Below are 25,922 nucleotides of genomic sequence, written 5' to 3'. Positions count from 1 at the left end.
TATCACACTGAATACTAATTAATACACAATATGAATAAATTAATATTTAAACCCTTAGTCCTTGCTTCCGGACTATTATTTAGCTCTACCTTTGGATTTGCTCAGGATAACCTGGTAAATTCTTTAAAAAACAATCAGTCAGCAAACAGTACTTCAGGTTTCAAATTCACAGATGTGATTAACCTTGAAAATACACCTGTTAAAAATCAGGGTTCTTCAGGAACCTGCTGGAGTTATTCTACCAACTCTTTCCTTGAATCAGAAATGATCAGGATGGGAAAAGAGCCTGTTGCTTTATCAGAAATCTTCTCAGCACGTAATGCTTATGTAGAAAAAGGTAAAAATTACGTACGTATGCATGGAGCTGTAACTCTTGGAGACGGTGGTGCTTTACATGATGTAATCAATATGTTCAGACAATATGGTGCAGTTCCACAAGTAAACTATACAGGTTTAAACTATGGTACCAAAATCAATAAGTTTGGCGAAATGGGTGCAATTACTACAGGAATTTTAGAGGCCGTAGTTAAAAACCCTAACAAAAGCTTAACTCCTAACTGGTTAAAAGCATATACTGCAGCAATCGATGCTTATTTAGGTCAGGTACCTGAAAAATTTGATTACAAAGGAAAAAGCTATACTCCTCAGACATTTGCAAAACAGGTAGTTGGTATTAACCCTGATGACTACGTAGAATTATCTTCATTTAATGATCATCCTTTCTACAGCAAATTCACTTTATTAGTTCAGGACAACTGGTCATTTGATCAGGTTTACAATGTAAAGGTGAATGAGATCACTGACATCATTGACAATGCATTGAAAAAAGGTTATTCTGTAGCATGGGCTACTGATGTAAGCGAGAAATCATTTTCATATAAAAATGGCGTAGCTTATATTCCGGCTAAACCATACGAAGAAATGACTGAACAGGAAAAAACTACTATGTTCAGTGAGCCAAAACCTGAAATGGAAATCACTCAGGAAAACCGTCAGGCAGCTTTTGACAATTATGAAACTACTGATGACCACGGTATGCATATCGTAGGAATAGCAAAAGATCAGAATGGTAAAGAGTATTATATCGTGAAAAACTCATGGGGAGTAACTAATGACTATAAAGGTTATTTATATGTAACCAAGAACTATGTAAAATATAAAACTACAGCGTTCTTACTAAATAAAGGTGGTATACCGGCAGCAGTAAGAAAAAATCTGGGTATTTAAACCATAGCAGGTTTTCAAAAAGAAAGGGTTAAAGATGTACATCTTTAACCCTTTCTTTTTGAAAACTATAATGCAGCTACCATTACCTTCGTTCCATTTTTGCCTGCAATCACAGCTTTTGAAGCCAGTCCATAAAAAAGAGAATGCTCAACTACTCCCGGAATCATTTTCACGGCAATATTTAATTCACTTAGTCCGGGTAGCGCAGTAAAATAAATATCGGCCAGTAAATTTCCATGATCAGAAATAAGTGCACCATCCTTCTGGCTGCTCATTCTCAGTTGAACTGATGCCTCAGGATATCTGGTTTTTATCTGCCCCAGGACAACCTGTAACGCTTCAGGCAAAATTTCTATGACCAGAGGATAAGTATGATCCAATTTTTTCACCATTTTACTTTCATCACCGATTAAGATAAACTCATCAGCCATGGAAGCCAGTATTTTCTCGCTTGTATGAATACCACCTCCGCTTTTTAAGGCATTCAGTGCCGGATCAAACTGATCACATCCGTCAAAATAGATATCTACCCGCTCCAGCAAGGCTGAAAACTCAATTTTCAGTCCTTTCTCCTGCAGATAAGCACGGGTTTTAAAAGAAGAAGATACAAAGGTTAAAGATGCAGCCATTTTCTCCTCTTCACTTATCAGATTAACCAGATGTACAATTGTACTTCCTGCTCCCAATCCGATAACCTGTCCGGTTTTTATAAATTTTAATGAAGCTTTTGCAGCCTCCAGTTTGTAATCAATCATCTGAAACGAATTAGTATCCGCGCTAAATTTAATATATTTATCCATGCAAAAACCTATAAATACAGGCATATTATCCTTTGGAATGTCTGGAAAGCTGTTCCACTCCCCTTTTGTAGACGCACATTCCGGATTTAACCTTACCGCAGTAGTAGAAAGATCTGAAAAGACAGCACAGCATCGTTTTCCGGATATAAAAAGCTATGATTCGGTAGATGAACTTATTGCAGATCCGGCAATAGAACTGGTGATCATCAATACACCGAATTATACGCATTTTGAATTTGCCCGCAAAGCCCTTCGTGCCGGTAAACATCTTTTGGTAGAGAAACCATTTACAGTCACCTCTGCAGAAGCAGTAATACTTTTCAACGAAGCCAAAGAAAAAAATCTTCATATTCTTCCTTATCAGAACCGTCGCTATGACAGTGATTTTTTAGCTGCAAAAGATATAGTAGACAGTAAAAAATTAGGGCGGCTGGTAGAAGCTCATATCCGTTATGACAGATACCGGTATACTATAGGGCCTAAAGTATTCAAAGAAACCCCGATGCCGGGAAGTGGATTGCTTTATGACCTTGGTCCGCATTTGCTGGATATGGTATTTGCTTTATTTGGTCAGCCACTGGAATGGACTAAAACTCTCGGACATTTTCGCCCGGGTACACAGGTTGACGATTATGCCTGTATTCATTTGAAATATCCTGAAGATTTACAGGTATTTATTACTATGAGTATGCTTGTTGTAGAACAGCAGCCTGCATTTATTATTAACGGAACCAAAGGCTCGTATGTTAAACACCGTTCAGATATACAGGAAACACAATTACTAAAAAACATGAGTCCTGATGATCCTTCATACGGAATTGAACAACCTGGTAAAGAAGGTATTTTAAGTACGATCGATGAAAATGGTACGATTACCAGGGAACTTATTCCACCAGGAAAATCGTCCTATCTTCACTTATTTGATGCTGTTTATCAAACGATAAGAGAAAACAAACCTTATCCCGTAAATCAGGAGCAGATCATCAGGCAAATCACTATACTGGAAAGCTGAAGACTAATAAGAAAGGGCCTTATTGAATAATAAGGCCCTTTTGAATAAATATTCTTACTTAAGAATAGCTGTAGGTTTTTTATGTTCATCAATAGCTACAAATGAGAATTCACCAGTAACCGCTTTTTCGCGTTCCTCAGAATACATCTGCTCTACATAGATTTCTACTTTTACTTTCATACTGGTATTTCCAATATGACTTACGGTACCCACCAGTTCTACAATGGTACCAGCAGCAATTGGCATTTTAAAATCAATTCTGTCGCTGCTTACAGTTACCATTCTCTGGCGGCTAAACCTGGTAGCAGTAATAAATGCCACTTCATCCATCATATGCATAGCTGTACCGCCAAACAAAGTATCATAATGATTCGTAGTATTAGGGAATACGGCTTTAAAAATTCTGGTCTCTGATGCTTTAATCTTCTCTTCAATAGTCATATCTGTAATTTATTTTAATAAAAACAGGCGGAATGAGAACAAACCGCCTGCTTAAGGCTACAAACTTACTGGTTCTTTTACGGATAAACGCAATTCTTTTGCGGCTTCAACCATTTCAATCAGTGCTTTTTTAGTCTCATCCCAATGACGGGTTTTTAAACCGCAATCCGGATTAACCCATAACTGACCGGCCGGAATTACTGCTTTTGCTTTTTCCAGCAGCAATACCATCTCATCTCTTGACGGAACTCTTGGAGAATGAATATCATAAACTCCTGGTCCTATTTCATTTGGATAATTGAAATCTGCAAAAGCATCCAGCAATTCCATTTGCGAACGTGAACATTCAATTGTAATCACATCCGCATCCATATCAGCAATATGCTGAATGATATCATTAAATTCCGAATAACACATATGGGTGTGAATCTGGGTTTCGTCGCGGACACCACTTGCAGAAATCCTAAAAGACTGTACAGCCCATTTCAGATATTCCTGCCAGTCAGACTGACGCAGAGGCAATCCTTCACGAATAGCAGGTTCATCAATCTGAATGATTTTAATACCTGCCTTTTCCAGGTCGCATACCTCATCACGAATTGCCAGTGCTATTTGTTTACAGGTCAGCGAACGTGGCTGATCATTTCTGACAAATGACCATTGTAAAATCGTAACCGGTCCGGTTAACATCCCCTTAACCCATTTACTGGTTAAGGACTGCGCATAAGACGACCATCTTACTGTCATTGGTGCAGGGCGATGAACATCACCAAATATAATCGGAGGTTTTACACAACGGCTTCCATAACTCTGTACCCATCCATTTTTAGTAAATACAAAACCCGCAAGCTGTTCACCAAAGTACTCGACCATATCATTACGCTCAAATTCACCATGAACAAGTACATCAATTCCGGTATTTTCCTGAAAACGGATGGTTTCTTCAGTTTCCTTCTCTATTAACGCGTCATATTCTGCCAGTGTCAAACTACCCTTTTTAAATTTAGCTCTCCAGCTGCGGACTTCAGGAGTCTGAGGGAAAGAACCGATAGTAGTTGTTGGAAACAAGGGAAGCTTTAAGGCGTTATGCTGCGCAATTCTGCGTTTGGAGAAAGGGTTTAATCTGTTTTCATCTTTTTCGGTCACTCCGGCAATACGGTTCTTAACCGCGTCATGATGAATCAACTTAGAAGTACGGCGGCTTTGGTTAGCAGCAACATTATCCTGTAAAGCAGTAATTGCATGATTTGAAGGTGTTTTACCTGCCAGTTGTTTCAGATAAACTATTTCATCAACTTTCTGACGGGCAAAGGCCAGCCATTGTTTGATTTCCGGTGTTAGTGTCTGATCATTGGTTTCCAGCTCCAGATCACATGGCGCATGAATCAATGAGCAGGAAGGAGAAACTAAAATTCTGCTCTCTCCTATTTTTTCCGCCGCCAGATTCAGCTGAGAAAGCGACTGCTGAAAATCATTTTTCCAGATGTTTCTTCCATCCACTACACCCAGCGATAACTGTAAATGATTAGGAATAGCAGCTAAAATACTTTCAAGCTGTTCAGGAGCTCTGACCAAATCAATATGCAATGCAGTAACCGGTAACGAAGCTGCCAGTTCCAGATTATCTTTTAATCCTTCAAAATAAGTAGTCAGAAGAATTTTTAATTTAGGAAACTGTTTTCTGATTTCCTTGTATACATAGGTATAAGCATCTTTTTCTTTTGGTGTTAAATCCAGAACCAGGAAAGGCTCATCAAATTGTACCCATTCCACATGCTGGTTCTCTAATTCTCTCAATATTTCGAGATATACTGGTAATAAGTTTCTGATCAGGTCGATTCTGTGAAAACCGCTTTGTTTTTCTTTGCCCAGCAGCAGATAAGAAACCGGACCGATAATTACAGGTTTGGTTTTTATGCCCAGTCTTTTTGCCTCATTGTATTCATTGACAATTTTCTGAGAAAATAACTTGAATGTCTGGTCTTTATAAAATTCAGGGACAATGTAATGATAGTTGGTATCAAACCATTTGGTCATTTCCATTGCCGTAATATCAATACCGTCTTTCTGATATCCCCTGGCCATTGCAAAATAGAGATCAAGCTCAGTATTAGCTTTGTTCAGAATAACTTCATGATAACGTTTTGGAATGGCGCCAACTGTTAGAGAAAGATCCAGTACCTGATCATAAAAAGAGAAATCATTTGACGGAATAAGATCTATTCCTGACTCCTGCTGAAGTTTCCAGTTATTTGCCCGGATTTCTTTTCCTGTTTGCAACAGGTTTTCAATAGGTGTTTTGCCCGACCAGTACAGTTCACTGGCTTTTTTGAGCTCTCTGCTGCTACCTATTCGCGGGTAGCCTAGATTGTTTGTTAGCATTTTCATTGCTTTTTAAATGATAAAAAAATCAGTTAAAAGCTCTTTTAAGCTAGATGTTCACAATGATTTATAACAGAAGAAGGATAAAATATATACGCACCAATAGCCATTAAACATATAGTGATGTTTTTAAGACAAAAAAATGCATCATACCTGATCAAAAGCTTCTATTCGCGAAAGCATTGTCAATGCGGTTGAGGCAGGTCTCCTGACTTGTAACATTTTTGCCATCCTTCCCATCTCTGAAGACAGTGGATATACATGGGCAAAAACTGTTTGGTTACTTACAGTTGCGCGACAGCTCGTGATTTGCACACGATTCCCTATTAATCTGCGTTAAGCAGAACCTTTTCCGGTTGATGAAGAAAAAATAGTAAAGAACTTAATCAGGACAAATATAATTGAAATAAGGATGCAGTGGTTAGGAAAATCAGTATTTATCTGAATTAGATAAAACATGTTCAATCAAACTCAATTCATCTTCGCTAAAAGATAGATGATTAAGACATTTAATTGAATCTGCCAGCTGTTCAGGTCTGCTGGCACCAACCAGTACAGAAGTAATTCTCTGGTCGCGTAAAATCCAGGATAAAGCCATTTGTGCCAGACTCTGTCCGCGTTCCACTGCCAATGCATTAAGTTCCTTTAACTGACCGAGACGTTCAGGAGTAATCTGGTTTTCCTGTAAAGCCCCATGAGACTTTGCGGCTCTTGAACCCTCAGGAATACCATGAAGATATTTATTGGTCAGCAGTCCCTGTGCCAATGGCGAGAAAGGGATACATCCTACTCCCTGTTTACCCAGTAAATCTAGTAAACCACCTTCAATCCATCTTTCAAACATAGAATATTTAGGCTGATGAATTAAACAAGGTGTTCCTGATTCTTTTAAAATACGTAAAGCTTCTGCCGCTTCAGTTGCGGGATAATTTGAAATTCCAACGTACAAAGCTTTACCCTGGCGGACCAGCAGGTCTAATGCCGCCATGGTCTCTTCCAGTGGAGTTTCCGGATCCGGACGGTGGTGATAAAAAATATCAACATAATCAAGGCCCATACGCTTTAAGCTCTGATCAAGACTGGAAACCAGATATTTTTTAGAGCCCCAGTCTCCATAAGGACCATCCCACATCGTATAGCCTGCTTTCGAGGAAATAATCATTTCATCTCTGTAAGCTGAAAAGTCCTGTTTTAAAATTATACCAAAATTCTCTTCAGCCGAACCCGGTGGCGGGCCATAGTTGTTAGCCAGGTCAAAATGTGTAATTCCACTATCAAAAGCGAGCTTAATAATATTCCGCGAATTTTCAAGCTGGTCTACATATCCGAAATTATGCCATAAACCTAACGACAAGGCTGGCAATTTCAGTCCGCTTTTACCGCAACGGCGGTAAGACATCCGGGTATAACGTTCAGGATTAGCTATATATGGCATAAAAAAAAGAATATAAAAAAAGAGGGTTATAAACCCCCTCTTCTGGTAAGGTTGTGCTAATTTTTATTTAGCTGTGTTTTTTTTCTCTGTTACTTCAGTACGGATATCCTGAGCAAGAACTTTTAAATCCTGCATCGCTTTACGTACTCTTGTTCCAGCTGCATTGTTACCTGCAGAATAAAACTTCTCAGCATCAACTTCAACAGAAGCAAGCAATTCTTTTAATTTTGAAAATTTTTCCATGTTTTAATGTTTTATACAGAATCAAATATATAACTTTTGCGAAATAAACACATAAATCATCCCCTTAATTGCGATTATATCTTATAAATAAATTACAACCACTATCTTTCCGTCTTATTCAGCCCGGTCAGCTCACCGGTTCCAACAGATCCGCGCTCCTAATTTTCCGTTCTGAGAGAAAAAATTAAACTAAAGTTTAAGTTATCCCATCCGTAGATAACTTGTTACAGTACAGACAGATTCAGCTGTATACTAAAAATGACGCTATCATTTCACATAGTTCAGATTTTGTACTTATTTTTGCATGAAATTTTATCAGCAAAGACCAAACGGACAGAGAATCAGATCTATGAATAAAAAAGTATTAGTGTTGGAAAAGGACAGAGATATTCTTGAACTGATTAATATTGTGCTGACAGACGAGGGTTATATCGTTAACGTGTTATCCTCAGAACTTGGAATTTTTGATCACATTAAAAATTTTCAGCCTGATATAATTCTGCTGGATATTATCAGTCCTACCGAAGAAGGCACTGCATTATGTAAGACTATTAAGGCAGCCGAAGATTCCAGCCATATACCCGTTATAGTTTTGTCTACCCATCCAAAGGTAGAAGTAGTAAAAGAGATATGTGCAGATGAAGTTGTAGCTAAACCATTCGATATCTCTTTTTTATTAAGTACTATAGAACAGCAACTGATAACCAGTTAAAGTTTATGTTCAGTTTTCAGGTATTTCAGGTATTTCTGATCATCTTCAAAAAGATCAGCACCTTCCATTTTATAAGCAGCCAATAAATGTAAACTGGCATTTTTCTTATCACCCAGCTCGAAATAAGTTTCGCCCAGTCTAAGTAAGACGAAAGGATTAATTTCTTCTTCACTGCTGTAGATATCATGTGCTAACAATAAATGACCAAGCGCCTCCTGATACTTTCCTGCATTGAAATAAGCATCACCACAAGAAGCTGAAACCCAGCCGGCAGCTTCCCAGTCTTCCTTAGGCTCAGGTAATACATCCAGTGCTTTCTGAAACCATTCCGCTGCTGCTTCAAAATTCTCAGCATCCATTTCCAGGTTTCCCTGATCACAGTACTCTTCCATTAAATCCTGTTGCTCATCTGTCAGCTCTTCCTGCTGCAAATGATCTGCGGGTACAAAATTCTTTTTGAACTCTTCAAATTCTACATCAGAAACGACAGCCATATGCAGGAAATCTGCATTAAAATCATGGAAAATACTGTTCTTTCCCAAGCTGTGTGCGATTTTGAAATACACTCTGGCTTTATCCAGATCGCCCAATGCATAATAGATACTACCGGTGGTAATAAAATGGCCTGAACTTTTTACAGTTTCAGTTTTCATTTTTTCCTGAAGATATTCAGTTTCCTTTAAAAAATGAGGCAATGCCTTTTCAACCTGGCCGGTCTGCTCATAAAAAGAAAAAATGCTGTCCAGCAATATGCCGCCAACGCTGCAATTTTCTTTTGGATAAGGGATCGATCCATCAATTTTCAATAAAAGCTGTTCAGCTTCTTCTAAATTCTGTGACTCTGTCAGTGTATAAACCTGATCAATCTGATCAAAAAATACTTCTTCTTCTTCCGGACTATAAACTAACATGGCTGATTTTTTTTTAAATTAAACGGTATACGAAGGTAGTTATAAGGGTTGGTTTTCCATCTGCTTAATAATTTTGTTGACTTCGGTCTCAGTAGACCTTAATTTTGTCTGACAAAAAGCGATCAGTTCAGAGGCTCTTTTTACTTTTTCAGCCAGTATATCAACAGAAACAGCTTCAGTTTCTATTTCCTGAGCGATTTGCGTCAGCTCGCTGTAAGCTGCCTCATAATTCAAATTCTTTTCCATTGCGGGGTGTTTTAGATAAAACTTTTGTATTAATTTCTGCCGAAGCCAGACTTACAGTCAATTCTGTTCCAGGCACAACAGCATCTGCATTACTCACAATCAAACCATTCACTTTTACAATCGCAAAACCCTTATTCAGAATATTCTGCGGGCTCATCATTCTCACTACAGATTCAAAATGACCAATATACCTTGCATGACTGGCAAAATACATCCTGTTAAAAGATTTAAAATTGGCCAGTAAATTTTTAAGGTCTTTACTTCTGTTGGAAATGATAATTTTAGGATTCGTTAATACCATTCCTGAAAGATTCAGGATATCCCGGTGTTTTTCATGCAGCAGATTTTTTGTTGAATTAATGATGACCTGGTTTAGCCGGTTCATCTGTTCTTTATGCTGATTCATCATTTGAAAAGTCCTGATAACCAAATGTTGCTGGAGCGACAAAACAGATTCTTCAAAACTTCTGTTATGTGCAATCAGCATTTCAGCTGCTTTTGTAGGAGTTTTCGTAGATGTATGTGCCATCAGGTCGGCAATAGTTTCATTTTTCTGATGCCCTATGCCGGTAATTACCGGTATGGGAAATTTTGCAATAGCACGGTTGAGTTCGTAATTATCAAAAATCAGAAAATCTGTCTGTGCGCCGCCACCTCTGATAATAATCAGGGCATCATACGCTTTACCAGATCCGAATACCTGGATAAGTTTGGCCAGAAACTGCCCGGCATTGCCTTCTCCCTGTACCAGGGCAAAATAATCATCAATCTCAAAACGATAACCAAAAGCATTATTTTCCAGGGTGTGTTTAAAATCCTGATAACCTGCAGAAGTATCAGAAGATATAACCGCTATCCGCTGTAATACCCTGTTCAAAGACAGCTCGTTATTTCTGGTTCTGTATTGCCCGTCTGTCAGCCGTATAAAGGAAGGATTATCCCGCACCAGTCTGTCGAGCGTTTCTTTACGCTGCTGTTCAAATCTGCCTAGTGTAAAACTGGTATCAATATCAAGCAGATTTAACTGTAAACCAAATGAAGGATTGTATTGTACAGCAACCTGAATCAGCACATTAATATCATTTTTAAATTGCTGTCCGGTAGCTTTTTCAAAGTTTGAAATATTTACTGAGGCGTTCCCCCATGCTCTCCCACCTATTTTAGCCAGGATCTTTGCAGAGGATTTATCCTTTTCAACCAATTCAAAATAATGAAAATTGCTCTGAGGTTTGTAGGTATAATTAGTGATATCGGCAATTACCCAGAATGTTCTGCCCCCAAAAACGTCATTAATAGTATCATGAATCTGACGGGTAAGTTCGGATAATTTAATAGAAGGTATCACTGTCAAAATTTTTGATGCTTAACTATATAAAAGCCTGTTTAGAATACAATTGTTTACAGCCGAAAAAGAATTATAAACAATTTAAGTAAAATTAGACATTTTGAAGCAGAATTAATCTTCAAATCAGGAATACGAAAAACTAACTGACTACAGTATACATTTTTTCCAGGAACACCTTTAATGCAGTATGTTTAGCCAGCCAGCCGAATAGACTGATTCCTACTATTGCACAGGTAATACCGGCTATTACATCCAATACGTAATGATGACTGGTGTAGACAGCTGTAAACCAAATACCTACAGTCACAATTCCGAAAAATATATTGATCGGTCCCAGTTCATTTTTCAACCCGAAATACAGTACGATTACCGGGTAAGAAGAATGCAGAGAAGGCATTGCAGCAAAAACATTAGAACCATTACTGTAAATTGACTTGAAAATAGGTGCATTAAAGAAATGGTCAAATTTAGCCAGTCCGGCAGTATTTCCTGCAGTATGGGCTTCAAATACAAATCCGTGATACTGAACATACCATGGCGGTGCAGCCGGATAAAGATAATAGATCACAAAACCAATCAGGTTCACCAGCACAAAGGTGACCAGAAACTGGATAAAAAGTTTTCTGTTTGCAAAGAAAAGGTAACCGGCAAATGCCATGGGTACAGGAATCCACATCAGATAAAAGATCCCTCCTATCACATCCAGAGCAGTATTACCATGTAATCTCCAATATTCATTAGGGGTTAAAACAGTACCATCAGATAAAATGCCGAAGACCTGTTTTTCCAGATGATATAATTCTGCAATATGCACTTTATTGAAAGCATAATTGGGAAATGCCTTCATATAATCAAAGATTATCCAGTAAACTATAAATATAGAAAACCCAAGAATAAACTTTCTGGTTATCTGAGAAGCGTAGTACAAAGAGTTAAAAATAACTATTAATACAACCTGCTGACTTTTAAATCCGATTAAAAGATAAGAAATCAGCAGATAGGCAAAAGACAGCGAAGTAGTTACGATGATGTCTCTCCAGGAGAAAAATGGTCTATTCAGCCGTATCTGGTCTGTCATTTACTTTTTTTATAAAATCTGATCCTAATACTTTATCCCAGATAGCAGAGCTCACGCCGTAGCCTTTGGTAGAATCAGAATAATGATGTAACATATGATGCTGTTTTAATTTCTTCCAGAATGAATTTTTAAAATTCGCATGGTGTAAAGCATAGTGCACCATATCATAAAATAAATAACCAATCAGAAATCCTGCATAAAAAGCAAATATAGTACCGGCCGGCAGGATAAACAAAAAGAAAAAATATAAAGCAAGCGCCATAGGAATACTTGCCGATGGAGGCATTACCAGTCTCTTTGCATCATTCGGATAATCGTGATGAACACCATGGAAAATAAAATGTATCCTTTTACCGATTTTTGAACTCGGATAAAAGTGAAAGATATAACGGTGCATAATATATTCTGTTATTGTCCAGATAAACAAACCGATAATCAGCCAGCCTGCAAAACCAAGGAAACTCATTTGAGCATCAGCAAAGGCCTTCCAGATCAAAAAGGCAATAACAGGAATAAAAACTATCAGCGGCACATAAAAATCTACTTTAGATAGTTTTTCTAAAAAGCCGCTTTTGAACATTCTGATAGATTCAGAAGAGTTCGATATAAAATTCTTTTTCATGAGTTTTTCTTAAATTTTAATCCGTTCAGTAATTAAGGCATTGGTGGAAGTATTCACACCCTTAATTTCGACATACTTTACATTAGGTAACCAGAACGATCCACCTTCTATCCGCAAAAATATGCGTTCTACCTGAATTTTCTTATTATTAACTGTCACATAAACATGATATTTTTTATCATCTTCTGACCTGGTCAGATACAAAGGCAATTTTTTATGCGAAACAAAGCGTAATTCAAACTGATCATTAGCCAGTGCTTTGGATTCTATTCCATAAGCAAATTTGCGTTGAATATATCCCAGCTCTTTTCTGGATTCGTCTTCAGTATAACGGATCCAGTAAACATGAACCGGGTTATCTTTATCTACCTGTCCTTTTCCATTCACATTCAGCTCACAGATGATCGTGTTTGTATTCGGATCACGCTGTACATAAAAAAGCTGGTTGGCTATGCCTTTTGGCACAGGAAATTTAATCGGTGATGGATTGCTCTGATCCTGTGTCTGTGCATATACAGTAGTCGCAGATCCAAAACTGAACAAAGCCGTTAACAGAATTAAACCTGTAACCACAATCGTTAAAGGATTACTTTTCCCACCTGCTAAAGCTTCTTCTTCTTTCTTCTCATTCAGATCCTGGGCATCCAGTGCTTTTTTAGCATCCCTTAATCTGTTTATCGCAGTAATATTGGTCATAAATGCCATTACTGTAATAGGGATTGTAAAAATAGAGATCGTTTCAAAAATATGGAAGGAGATACCTGGTACAAATATTTTATAGTCACCACCTATATAGTGTCCTGTAATACCTGCAGCCATAGCACAGATACCAATGGTTACCACACGTTCAGGACGCTGCATCAGGCCACCTTTACTTTGCACACCCAATCCTTCTGCCCTTGCACGGGTATAACTTACCATCATAGAACCAATCAATGCAATAAATGCAAATAATGAGCTTAAGAAATAATGATGAGACACCAGATAATAACAGATCCCCAGGAACATAATCAGTTCACTGTAACGATCCAGAACAGAATCATAAAGTGCTCCAAATTTTGAGCTCATATTTCCAAGACGGGCAACCTGTCCGTCCAGCATGTCAAACAATCCTGCAAAAAGAACCAGTGCACCACTCCAGCCTACAAAAGATAGGTCTCCCCTGTTACTTCTTTCCGCACCAAAAACAAAAATAACAGCTACTCCAACATTAAGTAAAAGACCAATAGTGGTTACAGCGTTGGGTGTTAACCCCATTCGGATCAGTCCTTTTACAAAAGGGTTAATGACCTTATAAATCGTCTGCTGTAAACGATCACGAAATGATAATGCTTGCATAAATATCTCTTTATTCTTTTTTTTTTAAAAATCAAATTTAACCCTTGCCCTGATTCCCCACGAAGACACTACCGGATTATCCAGATAAGTGAAACGCTTAACCATGTCTACACGCAATATTTTAAAAATATTACCAATTCCCACACTACCTTCCATATAAGGCTGATTTCCCAGAACATAGGTAGTTTGCACACCATCTGCATTTCTTGGAAACTGTAATAGTGAAGGATCCATATCCGGATTATTCTGATCTCTCAGCCCTCCATATAAAGCTTTGAAAGATACGGATTCCCTAAGCTTCAATTTCTTGATCAATGGTATCTTATTAAAAAAGAATCCATTAAAATTATGATCAATATTGATGCTTGCGTAATGATCACTCACAAATTCCAGGAAGTTCATTAAGTTATACGAACTAAGCTGATAAGAATAGGTTTGATTCGCTCTGTGTATAACAAGCAAAGGAAAAGGTACTTTACCAAAAATACTTCCGCCTTCTAAAGTAACATCAGTATAGCCCAGTTGTGAAACATAGAAACGCTTGTCAATACTTCCCATCAGGTTATGATAATTATATTGTCCGCTAAAAACTCCCTTTAAACCAGCAGTATACCTCAGGTTAAAAATAGGATATCTGTCAAAGATAGGAACTCTGTATATTTTCCCCTGATAAAACTTCTCATGTGGTGCATAACGCAGATTCACACTTATTTCTGAAGTATTGATCAGATCTACCGGATTTACCGTATTGTTTAGTGTATTATTAAAAGCCAGTGTACCGCCCGGGCGCTGCGTCCATTTACGCAATGATACAGCGTATGAAAAATGGTTTTCATATTCTTTTATATAATCAATTTTATAAAAATCATTATATAATAGCATATCATTCTGACCACGTTTAAACGATAGCAAAAAGTTATCTTCCTGAACAAACTGAAGTTCCTGACCCGGAATTTTAGTATCTCTCTGGAAACTTGCCCTTACATAATTCTGAGGGAAAGAATAGATGGATTTATTGTTCAGTGAATAAGTTCCGCTCAGGAAATATTTCCATTTTTCATCTTTAAAACCATAAGCGGCATAAGTCTCAAAATAATATCTTTTACTTAAAGCCGGGGTTGTACGTCCACCTAAACGCAGACGGAAACCTTCTACATTATTGAAACTATAAAACGTGTTCACAGGTCCTACTTCAAACGGTCCGAAATCCTTATAACCGGCAAACAGTAAAGTAATCAGATCCATCGTTCTTTTAAAAGACGGAATCGTTTGTAAAGTATCAATATTTTTATAAACACTTAGTTTTGAACGAACCGTACTATCCTGCCGCTGCGCATTCCAGAACTGATCTGTACGCAATGCTGCCTGTGGCAGTGTCACCAGGGACGGGCCAGCATAAGTAGTATCTCCCTGTGGCTTATTAATCTGATAATCATTGATAATAACAGTACGCTGACCGGTAAAACCGCCACCCTTGTTTTTGTTGATACCAAAATCAACAATAAGATTGGTTTTTGATAAATGATACCTGCCATCCTCATTTTTCGCAAAATCAAGCTTGGCTTCCAGCGCTCTTACAAAGTTCAGATTGATATTTTTATTTACAGTAAGGAATGCATCCTGAACAGCATAATTGCCATCCATAGTCACATACATCTTTCCTTCAAACAAAAGATCTGTATTATTTCTTGGAATAAAAGAAAGCTCAATCAGATTCGGAGTATGCGTTTTGATTGTATCAGTAATAAAAAACTTATAAAATGTTGGTGATGCATCTGCAATAGGACTCAAAAACTGGTTACTCATTAAAGAGATATTGCTGTCATATATATTAATATCCGCATACATCCTTTCAAAATACATGCTCAATCCCTGAGTATCTATAAATTTACTATCATAGTTGACATGTTTATCCCCCTCTACAATCGTCTTCTTTTTATTCGGATTTTTCTGCAGATAGTTTTGTGTAACCTTCTCTTCCATATAGACAGGCATTAATAGCTTGCCACCTATTTTGGTAGAATCCTGTTGTTCAAAAAGAAACTGGTAATTTCTGAATATCCGTTTATTTTTGAATTTCTCTGACAGATTACTCAAAGAAAAAACCAGTTGTTCATATTGTTTAAATTCCACATGATCATAGCTTTTACTCTGATTTTTATTTTTATTCTCGATAACTTTTCTAATCAGTTCAACAGCAGGATTGTTCTTATTTCTATACGCTGGTCTTTTATTAGAACTGATCACTACCTCAGTCAGGCTCTGTGATTCAGATTGCAACCGCACATTAATAACCTGTGTTTCTCCGGGTTTAATAGTTGCATAATTAGTCTTATAGCCTACATAACTAAATTGCAATTGATTATGTACCTCACTTGTCGAAATACTGTATTTACCATCCGCATCAGTTTTGGTGATAATATTGGTTCCTTTGAAAAGAACAGTCACATAAGGTATAGGATCTTTGTCAGCAGCATCTGTAACCACACCACTGATTACAGTGTGTTGTTGAGCTGAAGCCTTAACTGCAAAAAAAGGCAGTGCTAAAGCACAGATGAGTATGATTGTTTGAATGCGAGTTTTCATAAAAATTATATAAATACAAACTTCTTTTGCATCAGAAAGTTATAACCAATTCCAACGGTACAAGAGACTATGATTTTTGACAAAATGTAATTAACATGTAGATAATGGGTAACGAGGTAGACCCCTGCAGTTGTTAACAGCAAATTCCCTACCCAAACTATAATATATTTAAAGATTTGATGATTGATGTTTCTTTCCTTTGCACCGAATACCCAGTTGCGGCCCATCATAAAATTCACCATTCCACCTGCAGTCGTACCTATCACACTTCCAATGACATACCAGATCTGAAACACCTGCGTACAGACTAATGTGGTAAGAAAGTCAATAATTGAGGCCGACAATGAAGCAACCTGAGCCTTTACAAAAGTCGCCATATTTAACGTATAATAAATCTTACAATAACCTGCAACAGGATGTTTGCATATATACCCGCAAGGATATCATCAAACATCACTCCCCAACCCCCTGGCAAACTCTCCAGGCGTCTGATAAAAAGTGGTTTTACTATATCAAAAAAACGAAAAAGAATCAACCCCAACAACACATTTACCGGTGTAACCGGGATCCATAAAAGGGTGATACACATACCGACCACTTCATCTATAACTACCCGGTTATGATCTTTACCCCAAATGGTCTCCACAATATTGCCGGACCAGATACCTAATGCAGTCAAAAGACCAGTAACAATTAAAGCAGGAATAAAGTTAAATCCATCAGGATGCACAAAATACCAAACCAGACACGTAGCCACGGCAGCAGCAGTTCCTGCTCCTTTGCCAATGTACCCGATACCCAGGCTTGTAGATGTGATTTTATGAAATAACATTTCCTCTCTGATTATTAATGTGCTAATTAAAGCCACTTATTATTTTTATACCAGTTAACTGTTTCCAGCAGACCATTTTCCAGATTATAAGCTGGCTTGAATCCAAGGTCTGCTTTAAGTTTTTCAATATTACATGCCCAGTTAACAGCGGTCAGTTCATTCATCTTTTCTTTATTCAGTGTTGGTGCACCTGCAGAGTTTTTATAAATCCGCTCCATTAGTGCTGCTAACGCTGAAACTGCCGAAACGGGTAAATGGAATTTCCATGTCCGTTTATGCAATGCTTTTTTTACTCCTTCTGCCAGTGCATATCTATCATAGATACCACCATCAGACACATTATAGTTCTTGTTTGTTACGTCCGAGAATAGTGCATCAATGATAATTTTAGCCAGATCTTTTACATAAATAAAACTAATCTGTTGTTTAAAACTACCTATATGAGGTTCTAATCCTTTGTTTATAGTTTGCAGCAAAATAAAAATGTCTTTTTCTCTTGGTCCGTAAACCGCAGTAGGACGAATGACTATCAGTGGTAAGCCATTTATCTCTGCCAGATATTGTTCAGCCAGTAATTTGCTTGCCCCATAATTGGTTACAGGGTGAGCCGGAGAATTATCCTCAATCAAACCGGAAAGGTCTTTTAAGGGGCCCAGAGCTGCAAGACTGCTTACAAAAATGAATTTCTCCAGGTTAATCGCAGCCGTTACAGCTGCCAAAGCCAGATTTCTGGTATATTCTGCGTTAACAGTATTATATTCTTCCTGTGTTTTTGCTTTGGTAATACCGGAAGCGTGTATAATGTAGCTGTACTGTTTTTCTTCCAGTTCTTTTTTCAATAAATCAATATTACTGAAATCAGGATTGGTATACTGAATATCAAATTCCCCCAGATGTTTGATATTACTGCTCGGCCTCACTGCTGCATAAACCTCCAAACCAGAGGATATAGCTGCCGCAATCAAATGGTATCCAACAAAACCACTTGCTCCGGTTATCAGTACACGCTTCTTCATATCGTTTTTACAAATAACTGCAGCGAAAAACGCTCCAGGAAAGGGTGCTTGCCAGTGATCAGTTTATGTTCCTGAGTTATAAATAATCCAGGAACATAATTAAAATCTTTTTTGCTACAGGCAGCAACCATGAGTTTCATAGCTTAGATACTAACCTTAACCGGGGTTAGCTGAACTTCTTTAAAAGCAGCATAAAGTTTATCCACCGCTTCCTCAATCTGAGCAAAAGTATGTGTAGCCATCAGAGAGAATCTGATTAAAGAAGAATCTGAAGGTACAGCTGGTGAAACAACAGGATTAACAAATATCCCGTTCCTGTGCAGAATATTAGTGATCAGGAAAGTTTTATCGTTATCTCTGATATAAACAGGTATGATCGGACTATCTGTATGTCCAATATCAAATCCTGCATCTAAAAGTAGTTTTTTTGCATAGTTCGTGTTATCCCAAAGTTTATCTATACGTTCTGGTTCTTCATCTATAATATCCAGTGCTGCAATTACACTTGCAACAGCAGAAGGAGGCATACTTGCACTGAACATCAGTGAACGTGCCCTGTGTTTGATATATTCAATAGTTTCTTCCGTTCCGGCGATAAATCCACCCAGTGAAGCAAGAGATTTACTGAACGTACCCATGATCAGATCTACATCATCTGTCAGGTTAAAGTGAGAAGCTACTCCTGAACCATTAAATCCGATAACACCTAAACTATGAGCGTCATCCATCATGATATTAGCGCCAAATTCTTCAGCAAGCTGAACAATCTCAGGAAGCTTCACAATATCTCCCTCCATACTGAAAATTCCGTCTGCAACAATCAGTTTGGCAGAATCTTCCGGTAATCTGCTTAATTTCTTACGCAGATCGTCCATATCATTGTGAGCATATTTTATAGTACGTGAGAATGACAAACGGCTACCATCAATGATAGACGCATGATCATATTCATCAAGTATCAGATAATCATTTCTTTCCAGTAAACAGGAAATAACCCCAAGGTTAACCTGAAAACCGGTACTGAATAATACTGCAGCTTCTTTACCAACATAAGCCGCAAGTCTTCTTTCCAGTTCCAGATGTATATCTAATGTTCCGTTAAGGAATCTTGAACCGGCACAGCCTGTTCCGTATTTATCAACAGCAAGTTTTGCAGCTTCTTTAATCTTTGGATGATTTGTTAACCCTAAATAAGAATTTGACCCAAACATCAAAACTTTTTTCCCTTCAATGATGACCTCAGTGTCTTGTGCCGACTCTATCGATCTGAAATAAGGGTATAATCCTTTTTCCTTAATTGCATTAGCATCTTTAAATGCTGCAATCCTATCGCCCAATTTTTTACGCATGCCTGAATTGTATAATGTTTACTTCAGATAGATTCATAATTTATTTTATTCATAAACAGCTTATTACTGAAAATACCGCAATGAAACATGATCTAATATATTAAAAATATGTTAATTTTAAGATAGACAAAAGTAAATTATTCTTAGACCATAAGCGTATTTTAGTCTATAATATTATTGTCAAATAAATAATTCAACCTTTTATATCTTATTTTATTGTTAAAATCTTCCTTATATTTCTCTGTTTAAAAAGAGTCCTAATTCTGATTTTTTGTTAATCTGTTTTCTTTTGTGGCTTACCCTTCCCTATCCCTGTGATCAGCATGTCGATCATTTCATCAAAATATTCATGCGTCTGCTGTTCAGAAAGCTCAATAGATAATGGAAAATGAAGTCCGCGAAAAACAGTAACCATCACAAAAGCGATTTTGTTCATCCGTTCCAGCGTCATTTCCTTAAATTCCCCCGACTGACTTCCGCCGAGAAGAATCTCTGTAATCATATCTATCTGAATCTGCTCATATCTGGATTTTATACAAATCAGCATTCTCATGCTATCAACAATGTCATCAAAAAGCACTTCCCTAAAGCTATGAAAACCTATTATGGAAGTGATTTGTGCCTGCAAATAAGCCTTTAACTTGTCTTTAGCTGTTAATGAAACATTTACGGCTTCACGTATACGTTTCACCACATTTTTCATTTCATCTTCAACAACTGCCTCGAAAATCTCAATTTTGCTTGGAAAATAATAATAGAGCGTACTCTTTCCTTTACCAGCAGCAGTCGCTATTTCTTCCATGGTAGTCTTTTTTAAACCATGTTTACCGAATAGCTTCTTCGCTCCTGATAGTATCTCCTCTATTACAATCTCATCCTTTTCCATTCAAAACTACTAATAAATAATTAGACCGAAATTCAATTATGGTCCAAAAGTATTGTAAATATTTCATTCCACAATTTTTCAGCATCAAATCAGACATTAAAATGATACTTATATTAAATTAAAAACAAGAAAAAGCTTCGCAGATAAATGCCCTATTTTGATTGTCCAGGCTTATTTCGCAGATCTTCTTTATCATAAAGATCAATTAATTTACTCTGTAAACGGATTACACTTGATTCCAGTTCCAGTACTTTTTGCTTCAATCGTTCATTTTCCTCTCCGACTTCACTTTTATCGTCCTCGCCGGTATTTAACAATTGTCTGATATCTAAACCATGTACTTTTGCAATCTGATGAATACGGCTAAAGTTTGGGTCCGTAATTCCTGTTTCCAGTTTTGAATAAGCAGGAATAGAAACTTTTAATAATTCGGCCATTGTCTTTTGATTAAGGCCTTTTTTTTGACGGAGAATTTTGAACTTCTGTCCCAGTGTTTTCATTATAAAATATTTAATTGGTGAGTTTGTTTACAAATAAAATTAGAAATTATTTAACATAAATTTCACATCATTTACTGAAATTTTAAGCTAAAACATTATAGTAAATTACAGATAATGATAAATAAATTCATCTGACAGAAAAAAAGATAATGATTTTTGTAGATCGCTTAAAAGTGCTGGTTTACAGAGACAAGAATAAGCTGTAACAATAAAAACATCTGACAGACAAATGTATCAGCCTGTTATGATCAAACATCAGGCCATAAAACATAAAATTGCAATTTTCATTAAAATGAAAGCTGAAATTTTATACCGCTGTTCGTCAATTTCAAATCTTCAGAAGAAAGTTTTCCAACTGGTATTTTAACAAATGGCTCAATGCGGATTTTATATTTATTAAAAATATTCTGCTGACGACCTATAGAGAAATTAAAGAAACCTATATAGCTATTGCCCTTTAAATGCTTGTCCATCACCGGTTCATCAACCTCTTCAACAGAAATTGATTTAAATGTAGACGGATGCCCGGTATCCGGATCATAACTCATTTTATCTACAGGACTGGTCTGTTCAAAGGTGTTACTGCGCTTCTCACTAAAAACACTAAAATAAGAAACCCCTGCACTGGTATAATAATTTTTATTTAGTTTATAAACCAGGGCAATAGGAATATCTATGGCTTTAAGATTTGCATCGACAGCTAATAGTTTTTTATCGGAAAAAGCACTTATTCCTGCCGCACGATAGCTATCAGGCTGAGGAGGAATAACTCCTCCTGCATCCATCTGAAGATAGGAAATACCCGTGCTCAGTGAAAATTTATCCGAAATCCTGTAGGCGGTTGTCAATCCTGCGCCGATATTCACATTGGCGCTGGTTGTAGCCGGCATAACTTCAACCCCAAAATCCCATTTAGACACGTTCTCTTTCTTTTTCAGGACTTTACCAGTATTTCTTGATTCAGCTAACAGGAATTCAGCTGTACTTAATTGTTTGCGGCTTTGAGTAGCGGCAGTATCTTTTTCTTTGACACCAGCCAGTTCACTGCTACGGCCGCGGCCGGCTTCCGGATCTGCTGCAGGTTTAATTTCCGTTCTGACATACTGTTCTGTCATATTTTTCTGTCCGTCTTTCTTCTGTCCGGGAGTCAATGTCCTTTCTGTATTAACCTGCTGTATCTTTTTATACACAGTTGTATCCCGAACAGCATAAGCCAGATCTGCCTGACGTTTCGCTGGCTCAGTCTGAGTACCGGCATTCGAATTTAAATCACCCGCAGTACTGCTGCTGCTCATAGTGCCTGCCCTATTTTCAGCAATGTCTGCAGACTTACCCTGAACAGGCTTAACCGGATTTACCTGATCAGCAACCGGACTGGCCGGGCTGGTTTGAACAGGTGGTTTGATCACAGCAACCTCAGCTGTCTTTTCCTGATGAAATAGTTTAGTAAATGCAAAAGGCAATCCAGCCATTAAAAGTAATACCGCAGCAATTTTAACCCAGTTTGCAGCAAAGGGATATTTCTTCTTTTTAACCTTTGAAAATGACTCCCATTCTCCCGGCACATAAGTTTCCTGATAATCTTCGAAAAGATCAGCAATCTCCTTTATCAATTCTTTCTTAGGATGTTCCATCAGTTGATATCAATACTTTTTTTATAGAGTTCTCTTAGCTTCTGTTTTGCCCGGGTCAGATAAGTCCGGCTCGAGCTGACCGGTATAGTTAACAGTGAGGCTATTTCATCATGACTGAAGCCCTCAATTTCATAAAGATTAAATACAGTGCGGTGTAAATCAGGAATACTATGAAGCAGCTTTAGTATATCCTCAGCAAACAGTTTTTCTTCTACCTCGACATAACCAACAGTCCCGTCTTCATAGTCATCTACATAAGTCAAAACAGATTTGTTTGCCCTGATCCGGTCAAGTGAAGTCCGAACTGTTATTTTAGCAAGCCATGCCTTAAAGGTTTTCTGAAAATCTATCAGATTATGATCATGCCTGAAGTCATACATTGTTTTAAATGCCTTCATAAAACTATCATTTACTACCTCCTTTGCAGCATTTCTATCTTTAAAATAACGTGTTGATATCCCCATAAGATAACCCCAGTAATGGATATAAATACGTTCTTGTATACGCTCATCACGCGCAGCAAGGCCCGCAATGATCTCCTGGAACACTGTATTCTTATTATCCACGCTTCGCTAAACCTATCTTGTAAGTCAATCTATCTATTTTATCCTTCTGCTTAAAGCAGATTGCAACCATCTCCATCTATTTAACAGTACCGGATTAAATGCATAAACGCAGTTCACCGGGATAACGCTACAGTCACTATTTAATAAATCGATAAATATCGGATTTTTCTTCAAATATCAAATTTATCTAAAAACGTTGTAGCGTTATCGTAATCCGCTACGTTTTACCCTCAAAAAACATATTAATTTTTATTAAAACATTTTAGACATGAAATTTAATCCTACTCTATTTTCAAAAAACATCAAAAGATCAACTGTATTTATTGCACTGCTTGGTACAGCGTTGTCTTTTGCCTCTTGTAAAAAGGATAGTACACCAGTTCAGCAGGATGCATCAGCATTCGCTATCACCAATGCTTCTCCACTCAGAGATTCAGTTGATTTTATCCTGAATGGTTCAAGATTGAATGGCTCAACTCCTTTACTTTTCGGAAAAACCTACAATTATCTTATTGTTCGTCCGGGAACACATCAGGGTGGTCTGGCAAGACCGGGTGCTCCGAAAACTTTTTATGACAAAAACTTCACTTTAACCAATGGTCAGTATCAGTCACTTTACCTGATCAGCCAGAATGATACTTCTTCATTCCTTCTTTTAAAGGATGATTTTACAGCGCCTGCAGTTGGACAAAGTAAAATACGTTTTGTTAACCTTTCTTCAGACTCACCAGCTTATGACCTGGTACTGGAAGGTGATACTACTACTTTCAAAAACAGAGCTTTCAAAGATTTCACACAATTTAAAAATATCAAACCAGCTAAATACAAAGTTTCACTGGTTAACACTACAACAAAAGCAGTTGCAGCTACACTTTCAGATGTAGATATTACAGCCGGAAATTTTTACACTATCTATGCTAAAGGTTTACTGGGTTCAACTGTTGATGCTAAGAAACTAAGCATAACATCGAGCATACATAAAGTACAGCAGAACTAAAAAAACAAATTTCAAAAAGACCATCTGAGCTATTGCCAGGTGGTTTTTTTTTATCTGCTTCCCTGACGTAAAATAAATGCACCAAGCATTAATGCTACTGAAACTCCTGAAATACCAGGAAACAACACAAAAAGATAAAGTATAGCACTTATCCCTGCAACAGCAAGTATAAATAACAACCCTTTCATTGGGGTTTCCATTTTAAAAGCAGCTATAGCTGTAAATAAATAAAACGTGGCGGCGAGTATCGGTAAGAACATATACAAATATGCCAACCTAATGTTAAGTTAATGTTAAGCATTCTTCATAATTTCATTCAGATGACAATACCTGTCAAACCAGCAGATACGGACGTTCCTGATATATTTTCCATAAAAACTCAGCAAACAGACTGTTTGCCCTTGAGTATGAAGAACCTGTAAATTGTTTGGGATTATCCGGATCAAAAGATTCATGTAAAACTCCTGTATCCCCGTGACACTTCTGCAGCATCTTCAGACAAAGTTTAATTTCTTCATCATCTGTACTGGTAAGCCCTCTGGCAATAATGCTCATTGGCCAGATCATATGTTTGGTAATACGGGGGCTTCCTACCCCTTCTGCCAGGGCTCCTTTATAAAAAAACGGGTTATCAGCCGAATGAATCATTTTTCTGGTATTCAGATATACCGGGTCTGTCATAGATAAAGCACCCAGATAAGGAAGGGATAATAATCCCGGAATATTAGCATCATCCATCAGATTATAACTTCCCATTCCGTTAATTTCATAAGCATACACCTTTCCATGGACCGGATGATCTGTAATCGCATATTTTTGCAGGGCCTGTCTCACCTCCAGTGCCAGCGCCTCCATATCTTTAGCCACCTGTTCATCAGCTTTGATGACTCTGAATAATTCAGCAGCCTGACGCAGGCTCACTACAGCAAAAAAGTTAGACGGAACAAGGAAAGAAAAAATAGTAGCATCCTCACTTGGTCTGAAAGCAGAGCAGATCAATCCTACTGGTTTTACCGGATAACCGAAACCTTCCATCGGTAAGCTGTCTGTCGCCCATAAAGTAGTTCGCTGAAAATGATAAGGTCCATTATTTTCTTTGCGCTGCTGTTCTTTAAAGGTTTTTAAAATGGTCTTTATGGCCTCCTGCCATTTCGCATCAAAAAAGCTCGTATCCTTAGTCTGCTGCCAGTATCTGTAAGCTAAACGTATAGGATAACAAAGTGAATCAAGTTCCCATTTACGTTCATGAACACCAGGTAACATCGTAGTCAGATCATCTTTCATTGCCCCCACTTTAGCCGGGTCATTATAAAAAGAACTGGCATAGGGATCTTTAAGGATATAAGTTACCTGTCTGTTGATTACTCCGCCAACCAGATTTCTTAAGCCTTTATCCCTTTTTAAAAAAGGCAGATAAGTCCACATATGAACACTGCTGTCCCTCAGCCACATGGCATCAGTATCGCCGGTATTCATATAAGTATCCGATTTCCCGTTCACCTCACTGTAACTAACCAGGTTATCCAGCGCATTTGGGAAACAGTTATTAAACAGCCAGGCCAGTTCCTTATTTTTCACCTTGTCAGTAAACTCAGTAATCGCATTTTCAACCGCTTTACTGGTAAAACGACGTAACTCCATCGCCTTTCTTACTACCGGAAACTCGGGTTCAGCAGCATAGGAAAACATTTTACCTGACATCATTGCAGCTGTTAAAAGTCCGGCTTTCTGCACAAAAGATCTTCTTTTCATTAATATCTATCA

General features: G+C 37.6%; 26 protein-coding genes and 1 riboswitch. Of the genes, 4 read left to right on the top strand and 22 right to left on the bottom strand.

Annotated features, from left to right (window positions below; translation table 11 throughout):
* The first annotated feature begins 30 nt into the window (after nt 1-30).
* Nucleotides 31-1,227 carry an aminopeptidase C gene (locus PL_RS24815; RefSeq protein WP_041887304.1) on the top strand — a complete coding sequence of 399 codons (1,197 nt, stop codon included), beginning with the start codon at nt 31-33 and terminating at the stop codon, nt 1,225-1,227.
* A 65-nt stretch (nt 1,228-1,292) separates the two neighbouring features.
* On the opposite strand, the gene rpiA is transcribed toward PL_RS24815, so the two are convergent.
* A complete protein-coding gene (rpiA, locus tag PL_RS24810) occupies nt 1,293-2,027 on the bottom strand; it encodes a ribose 5-phosphate isomerase A (protein WP_052496667.1) in 735 nt (244 codons plus the stop codon).
* Between rpiA and PL_RS24805 the strand changes: the two genes are divergently transcribed.
* Entirely contained in the window at nt 2,026-3,039 is a 1,014-nt protein-coding gene (locus PL_RS24805; protein WP_041887323.1) for a Gfo/Idh/MocA family oxidoreductase, read from the top strand. The two genes, rpiA and PL_RS24805, sit on opposite strands and share 2 nt — an antisense overlap.
* 54 nt (nt 3,040-3,093) lie before the next feature.
* Here PL_RS24805 and PL_RS24800 read toward each other — a convergent pair whose 3' ends face one another.
* From PL_RS24800 to PL_RS24785, 4 genes are all read right to left on the bottom strand, one after another.
* On the bottom strand, nt 3,094-3,480 hold the full coding sequence (locus PL_RS24800) for an acyl-CoA thioesterase (protein WP_041887321.1): 387 nt from the start codon (nt 3,478-3,480) through the stop codon (nt 3,094-3,096).
* A 57-nt stretch (nt 3,481-3,537) separates the two neighbouring features.
* Entirely contained in the window at nt 3,538-5,862 is a 2,325-nt protein-coding gene (metE, locus tag PL_RS24795) for a 5-methyltetrahydropteroyltriglutamate--homocysteine S-methyltransferase (protein WP_041887329.1), read from the bottom strand.
* A 181-nt stretch (nt 5,863-6,043) separates the two neighbouring features.
* Nucleotides 6,044-6,228: riboswitch (cobalamin riboswitch) on the bottom strand.
* Between the two features lie 64 nt (nt 6,229-6,292).
* On the bottom strand, nt 6,293-7,297 hold the full coding sequence (gene mgrA, locus PL_RS24790) for an L-glyceraldehyde 3-phosphate reductase (RefSeq protein ID WP_041887319.1): 1,005 nt from the start codon (nt 7,295-7,297) through the stop codon (nt 6,293-6,295).
* Nucleotides 7,298-7,360: 63 nt separating this feature from the next.
* The gene (locus PL_RS24785) at nt 7,361-7,540 is read right to left on the bottom strand and encodes a hypothetical protein (RefSeq protein ID WP_041887317.1); all 180 of its coding nucleotides are present in this window, start codon (nt 7,538-7,540) and stop codon (nt 7,361-7,363) included.
* A 304-nt stretch (nt 7,541-7,844) separates the two neighbouring features.
* On the opposite strand from PL_RS24785, the gene PL_RS24780 reads away from it, so the two are divergent.
* A complete protein-coding gene (locus tag PL_RS24780) occupies nt 7,845-8,252 on the top strand; it encodes a response regulator transcription factor (RefSeq protein WP_052496666.1) in 408 nt (135 codons plus the stop codon).
* On the opposite strand, the gene PL_RS24775 is transcribed toward PL_RS24780, so the two are convergent.
* The 15 genes from PL_RS24775 to PL_RS24705 all read right to left on the bottom strand — a co-directional run bounded on the left by PL_RS24775 (nt 8,249) and on the right by PL_RS24705 (nt 23,161).
* Complete coding sequence (locus PL_RS24775; RefSeq protein WP_052496665.1) at nt 8,249-9,163, bottom strand: tetratricopeptide repeat protein; 915 nt, start codon at nt 9,161-9,163, stop codon at nt 8,249-8,251. The genes PL_RS24780 and PL_RS24775 overlap by 4 nt on opposite strands.
* Nucleotides 9,164-9,202: 39 nt before the next feature.
* Nucleotides 9,203-9,409 (bottom strand): exodeoxyribonuclease VII small subunit, encoded by a 207-nt coding sequence (gene xseB / locus PL_RS24770; RefSeq protein ID WP_041887315.1) that lies wholly within the window; start codon nt 9,407-9,409, stop codon nt 9,203-9,205.
* Nucleotides 9,387-10,754, bottom strand: a complete 1,368-nt coding sequence (gene xseA, locus PL_RS24765) for an exodeoxyribonuclease VII large subunit (RefSeq protein ID WP_235324756.1) — start codon at nt 10,752-10,754, stop codon at nt 9,387-9,389. Before xseA ends, xseB begins: the two co-directional genes overlap by 23 nt.
* A gap of 139 nt (nt 10,755-10,893) precedes the next feature.
* Entirely contained in the window at nt 10,894-11,832 is a 939-nt protein-coding gene (locus tag PL_RS24760; protein ID WP_041887313.1) for a phosphatase PAP2 family protein, read from the bottom strand.
* Nucleotides 11,807-12,454 (bottom strand): sterol desaturase family protein, encoded by a 648-nt coding sequence (locus PL_RS24755; protein ID WP_348620611.1) that lies wholly within the window; start codon nt 12,452-12,454, stop codon nt 11,807-11,809. Before PL_RS24755 ends, PL_RS24760 begins: the two co-directional genes overlap by 26 nt.
* Nucleotides 12,455-12,463: 9 nt before the next feature.
* Nucleotides 12,464-13,792: a DUF4833 domain-containing protein gene (locus PL_RS24750; RefSeq protein WP_348620609.1), complete on the bottom strand. Its 1,329-nt coding sequence runs from the start codon at nt 13,790-13,792 to the stop codon at nt 12,464-12,466.
* Nucleotides 13,793-13,816: 24 nt separating this feature from the next.
* Nucleotides 13,817-16,378, bottom strand: a complete 2,562-nt coding sequence (locus PL_RS24745) for a DUF5686 and carboxypeptidase-like regulatory domain-containing protein (protein ID WP_041886735.1) — start codon at nt 16,376-16,378, stop codon at nt 13,817-13,819.
* Between the two features lie 5 nt (nt 16,379-16,383).
* The gene (locus PL_RS24740) at nt 16,384-16,755 is read right to left on the bottom strand and encodes a GtrA family protein (protein WP_041886733.1); all 372 of its coding nucleotides are present in this window, start codon (nt 16,753-16,755) and stop codon (nt 16,384-16,386) included.
* A 2-nt stretch (nt 16,756-16,757) separates the two neighbouring features.
* Nucleotides 16,758-17,210 (bottom strand): phosphatidylglycerophosphatase A family protein, encoded by a 453-nt coding sequence (locus tag PL_RS24735; protein WP_041886730.1) that lies wholly within the window; start codon nt 17,208-17,210, stop codon nt 16,758-16,760.
* 26 nt (nt 17,211-17,236) lie between these two features.
* Nucleotides 17,237-18,226: an NAD-dependent epimerase/dehydratase family protein gene (locus PL_RS24730; RefSeq protein ID WP_041886729.1), complete on the bottom strand. Its 990-nt coding sequence runs from the start codon at nt 18,224-18,226 to the stop codon at nt 17,237-17,239.
* 143 nt (nt 18,227-18,369) lie between these two features.
* A complete protein-coding gene (gene spt / locus PL_RS24725; RefSeq protein ID WP_041886728.1) occupies nt 18,370-19,575 on the bottom strand; it encodes a serine palmitoyltransferase in 1,206 nt (401 codons plus the stop codon).
* Nucleotides 19,576-19,849: 274 nt separating this feature from the next.
* Nucleotides 19,850-20,461 carry a TetR/AcrR family transcriptional regulator gene (locus PL_RS24720; RefSeq protein WP_041886725.1) on the bottom strand — a complete coding sequence of 204 codons (612 nt, stop codon included), beginning with the start codon at nt 20,459-20,461 and terminating at the stop codon, nt 19,850-19,852.
* A gap of 152 nt (nt 20,462-20,613) precedes the next feature.
* A complete protein-coding gene (locus PL_RS24715) occupies nt 20,614-20,961 on the bottom strand; it encodes a helix-turn-helix domain-containing protein (protein ID WP_348620607.1) in 348 nt (115 codons plus the stop codon).
* A 287-nt stretch (nt 20,962-21,248) separates the two neighbouring features.
* A complete protein-coding gene (locus PL_RS24710) occupies nt 21,249-22,595 on the bottom strand; it encodes a hypothetical protein (protein WP_041886723.1) in 1,347 nt (448 codons plus the stop codon).
* Entirely contained in the window at nt 22,595-23,161 is a 567-nt protein-coding gene (locus PL_RS24705) for an RNA polymerase sigma factor (protein ID WP_041886722.1), read from the bottom strand. Before PL_RS24705 ends, PL_RS24710 begins: the two co-directional genes overlap by 1 nt.
* Nucleotides 23,162-23,429: 268 nt before the next feature.
* On the opposite strand from PL_RS24705, the gene PL_RS24700 reads away from it, so the two are divergent.
* Nucleotides 23,430-24,158 carry a DUF4397 domain-containing protein gene (locus PL_RS24700; protein ID WP_041886720.1) on the top strand — a complete coding sequence of 243 codons (729 nt, stop codon included), beginning with the start codon at nt 23,430-23,432 and terminating at the stop codon, nt 24,156-24,158.
* Between the two features lie 50 nt (nt 24,159-24,208).
* On the opposite strand, the gene PL_RS24695 is transcribed toward PL_RS24700, so the two are convergent.
* The gene (locus tag PL_RS24695; RefSeq protein ID WP_235324708.1) at nt 24,209-24,358 is read right to left on the bottom strand and encodes a hypothetical protein; all 150 of its coding nucleotides are present in this window, start codon (nt 24,356-24,358) and stop codon (nt 24,209-24,211) included.
* 133 nt (nt 24,359-24,491) lie between these two features.
* Nucleotides 24,492-25,910, bottom strand: coding sequence for a glycoside hydrolase family 125 protein (locus tag PL_RS24690; protein ID WP_041886714.1), 1,419 nt, complete (start codon nt 25,908-25,910; stop codon nt 24,492-24,494).
* Between the last annotated feature and the right edge of the window lie 12 nt (nt 25,911-25,922).

This window comes from Pedobacter lusitanus (assembly GCF_040026395.1).
In the GTDB taxonomy this organism is placed as follows: domain Bacteria; phylum Bacteroidota; class Bacteroidia; order Sphingobacteriales; family Sphingobacteriaceae; genus Pedobacter; species Pedobacter lusitanus.
Note: the sequence above shows the minus strand (reverse complement) of the source record. Positions and strands in the feature narration are given on the sequence as shown.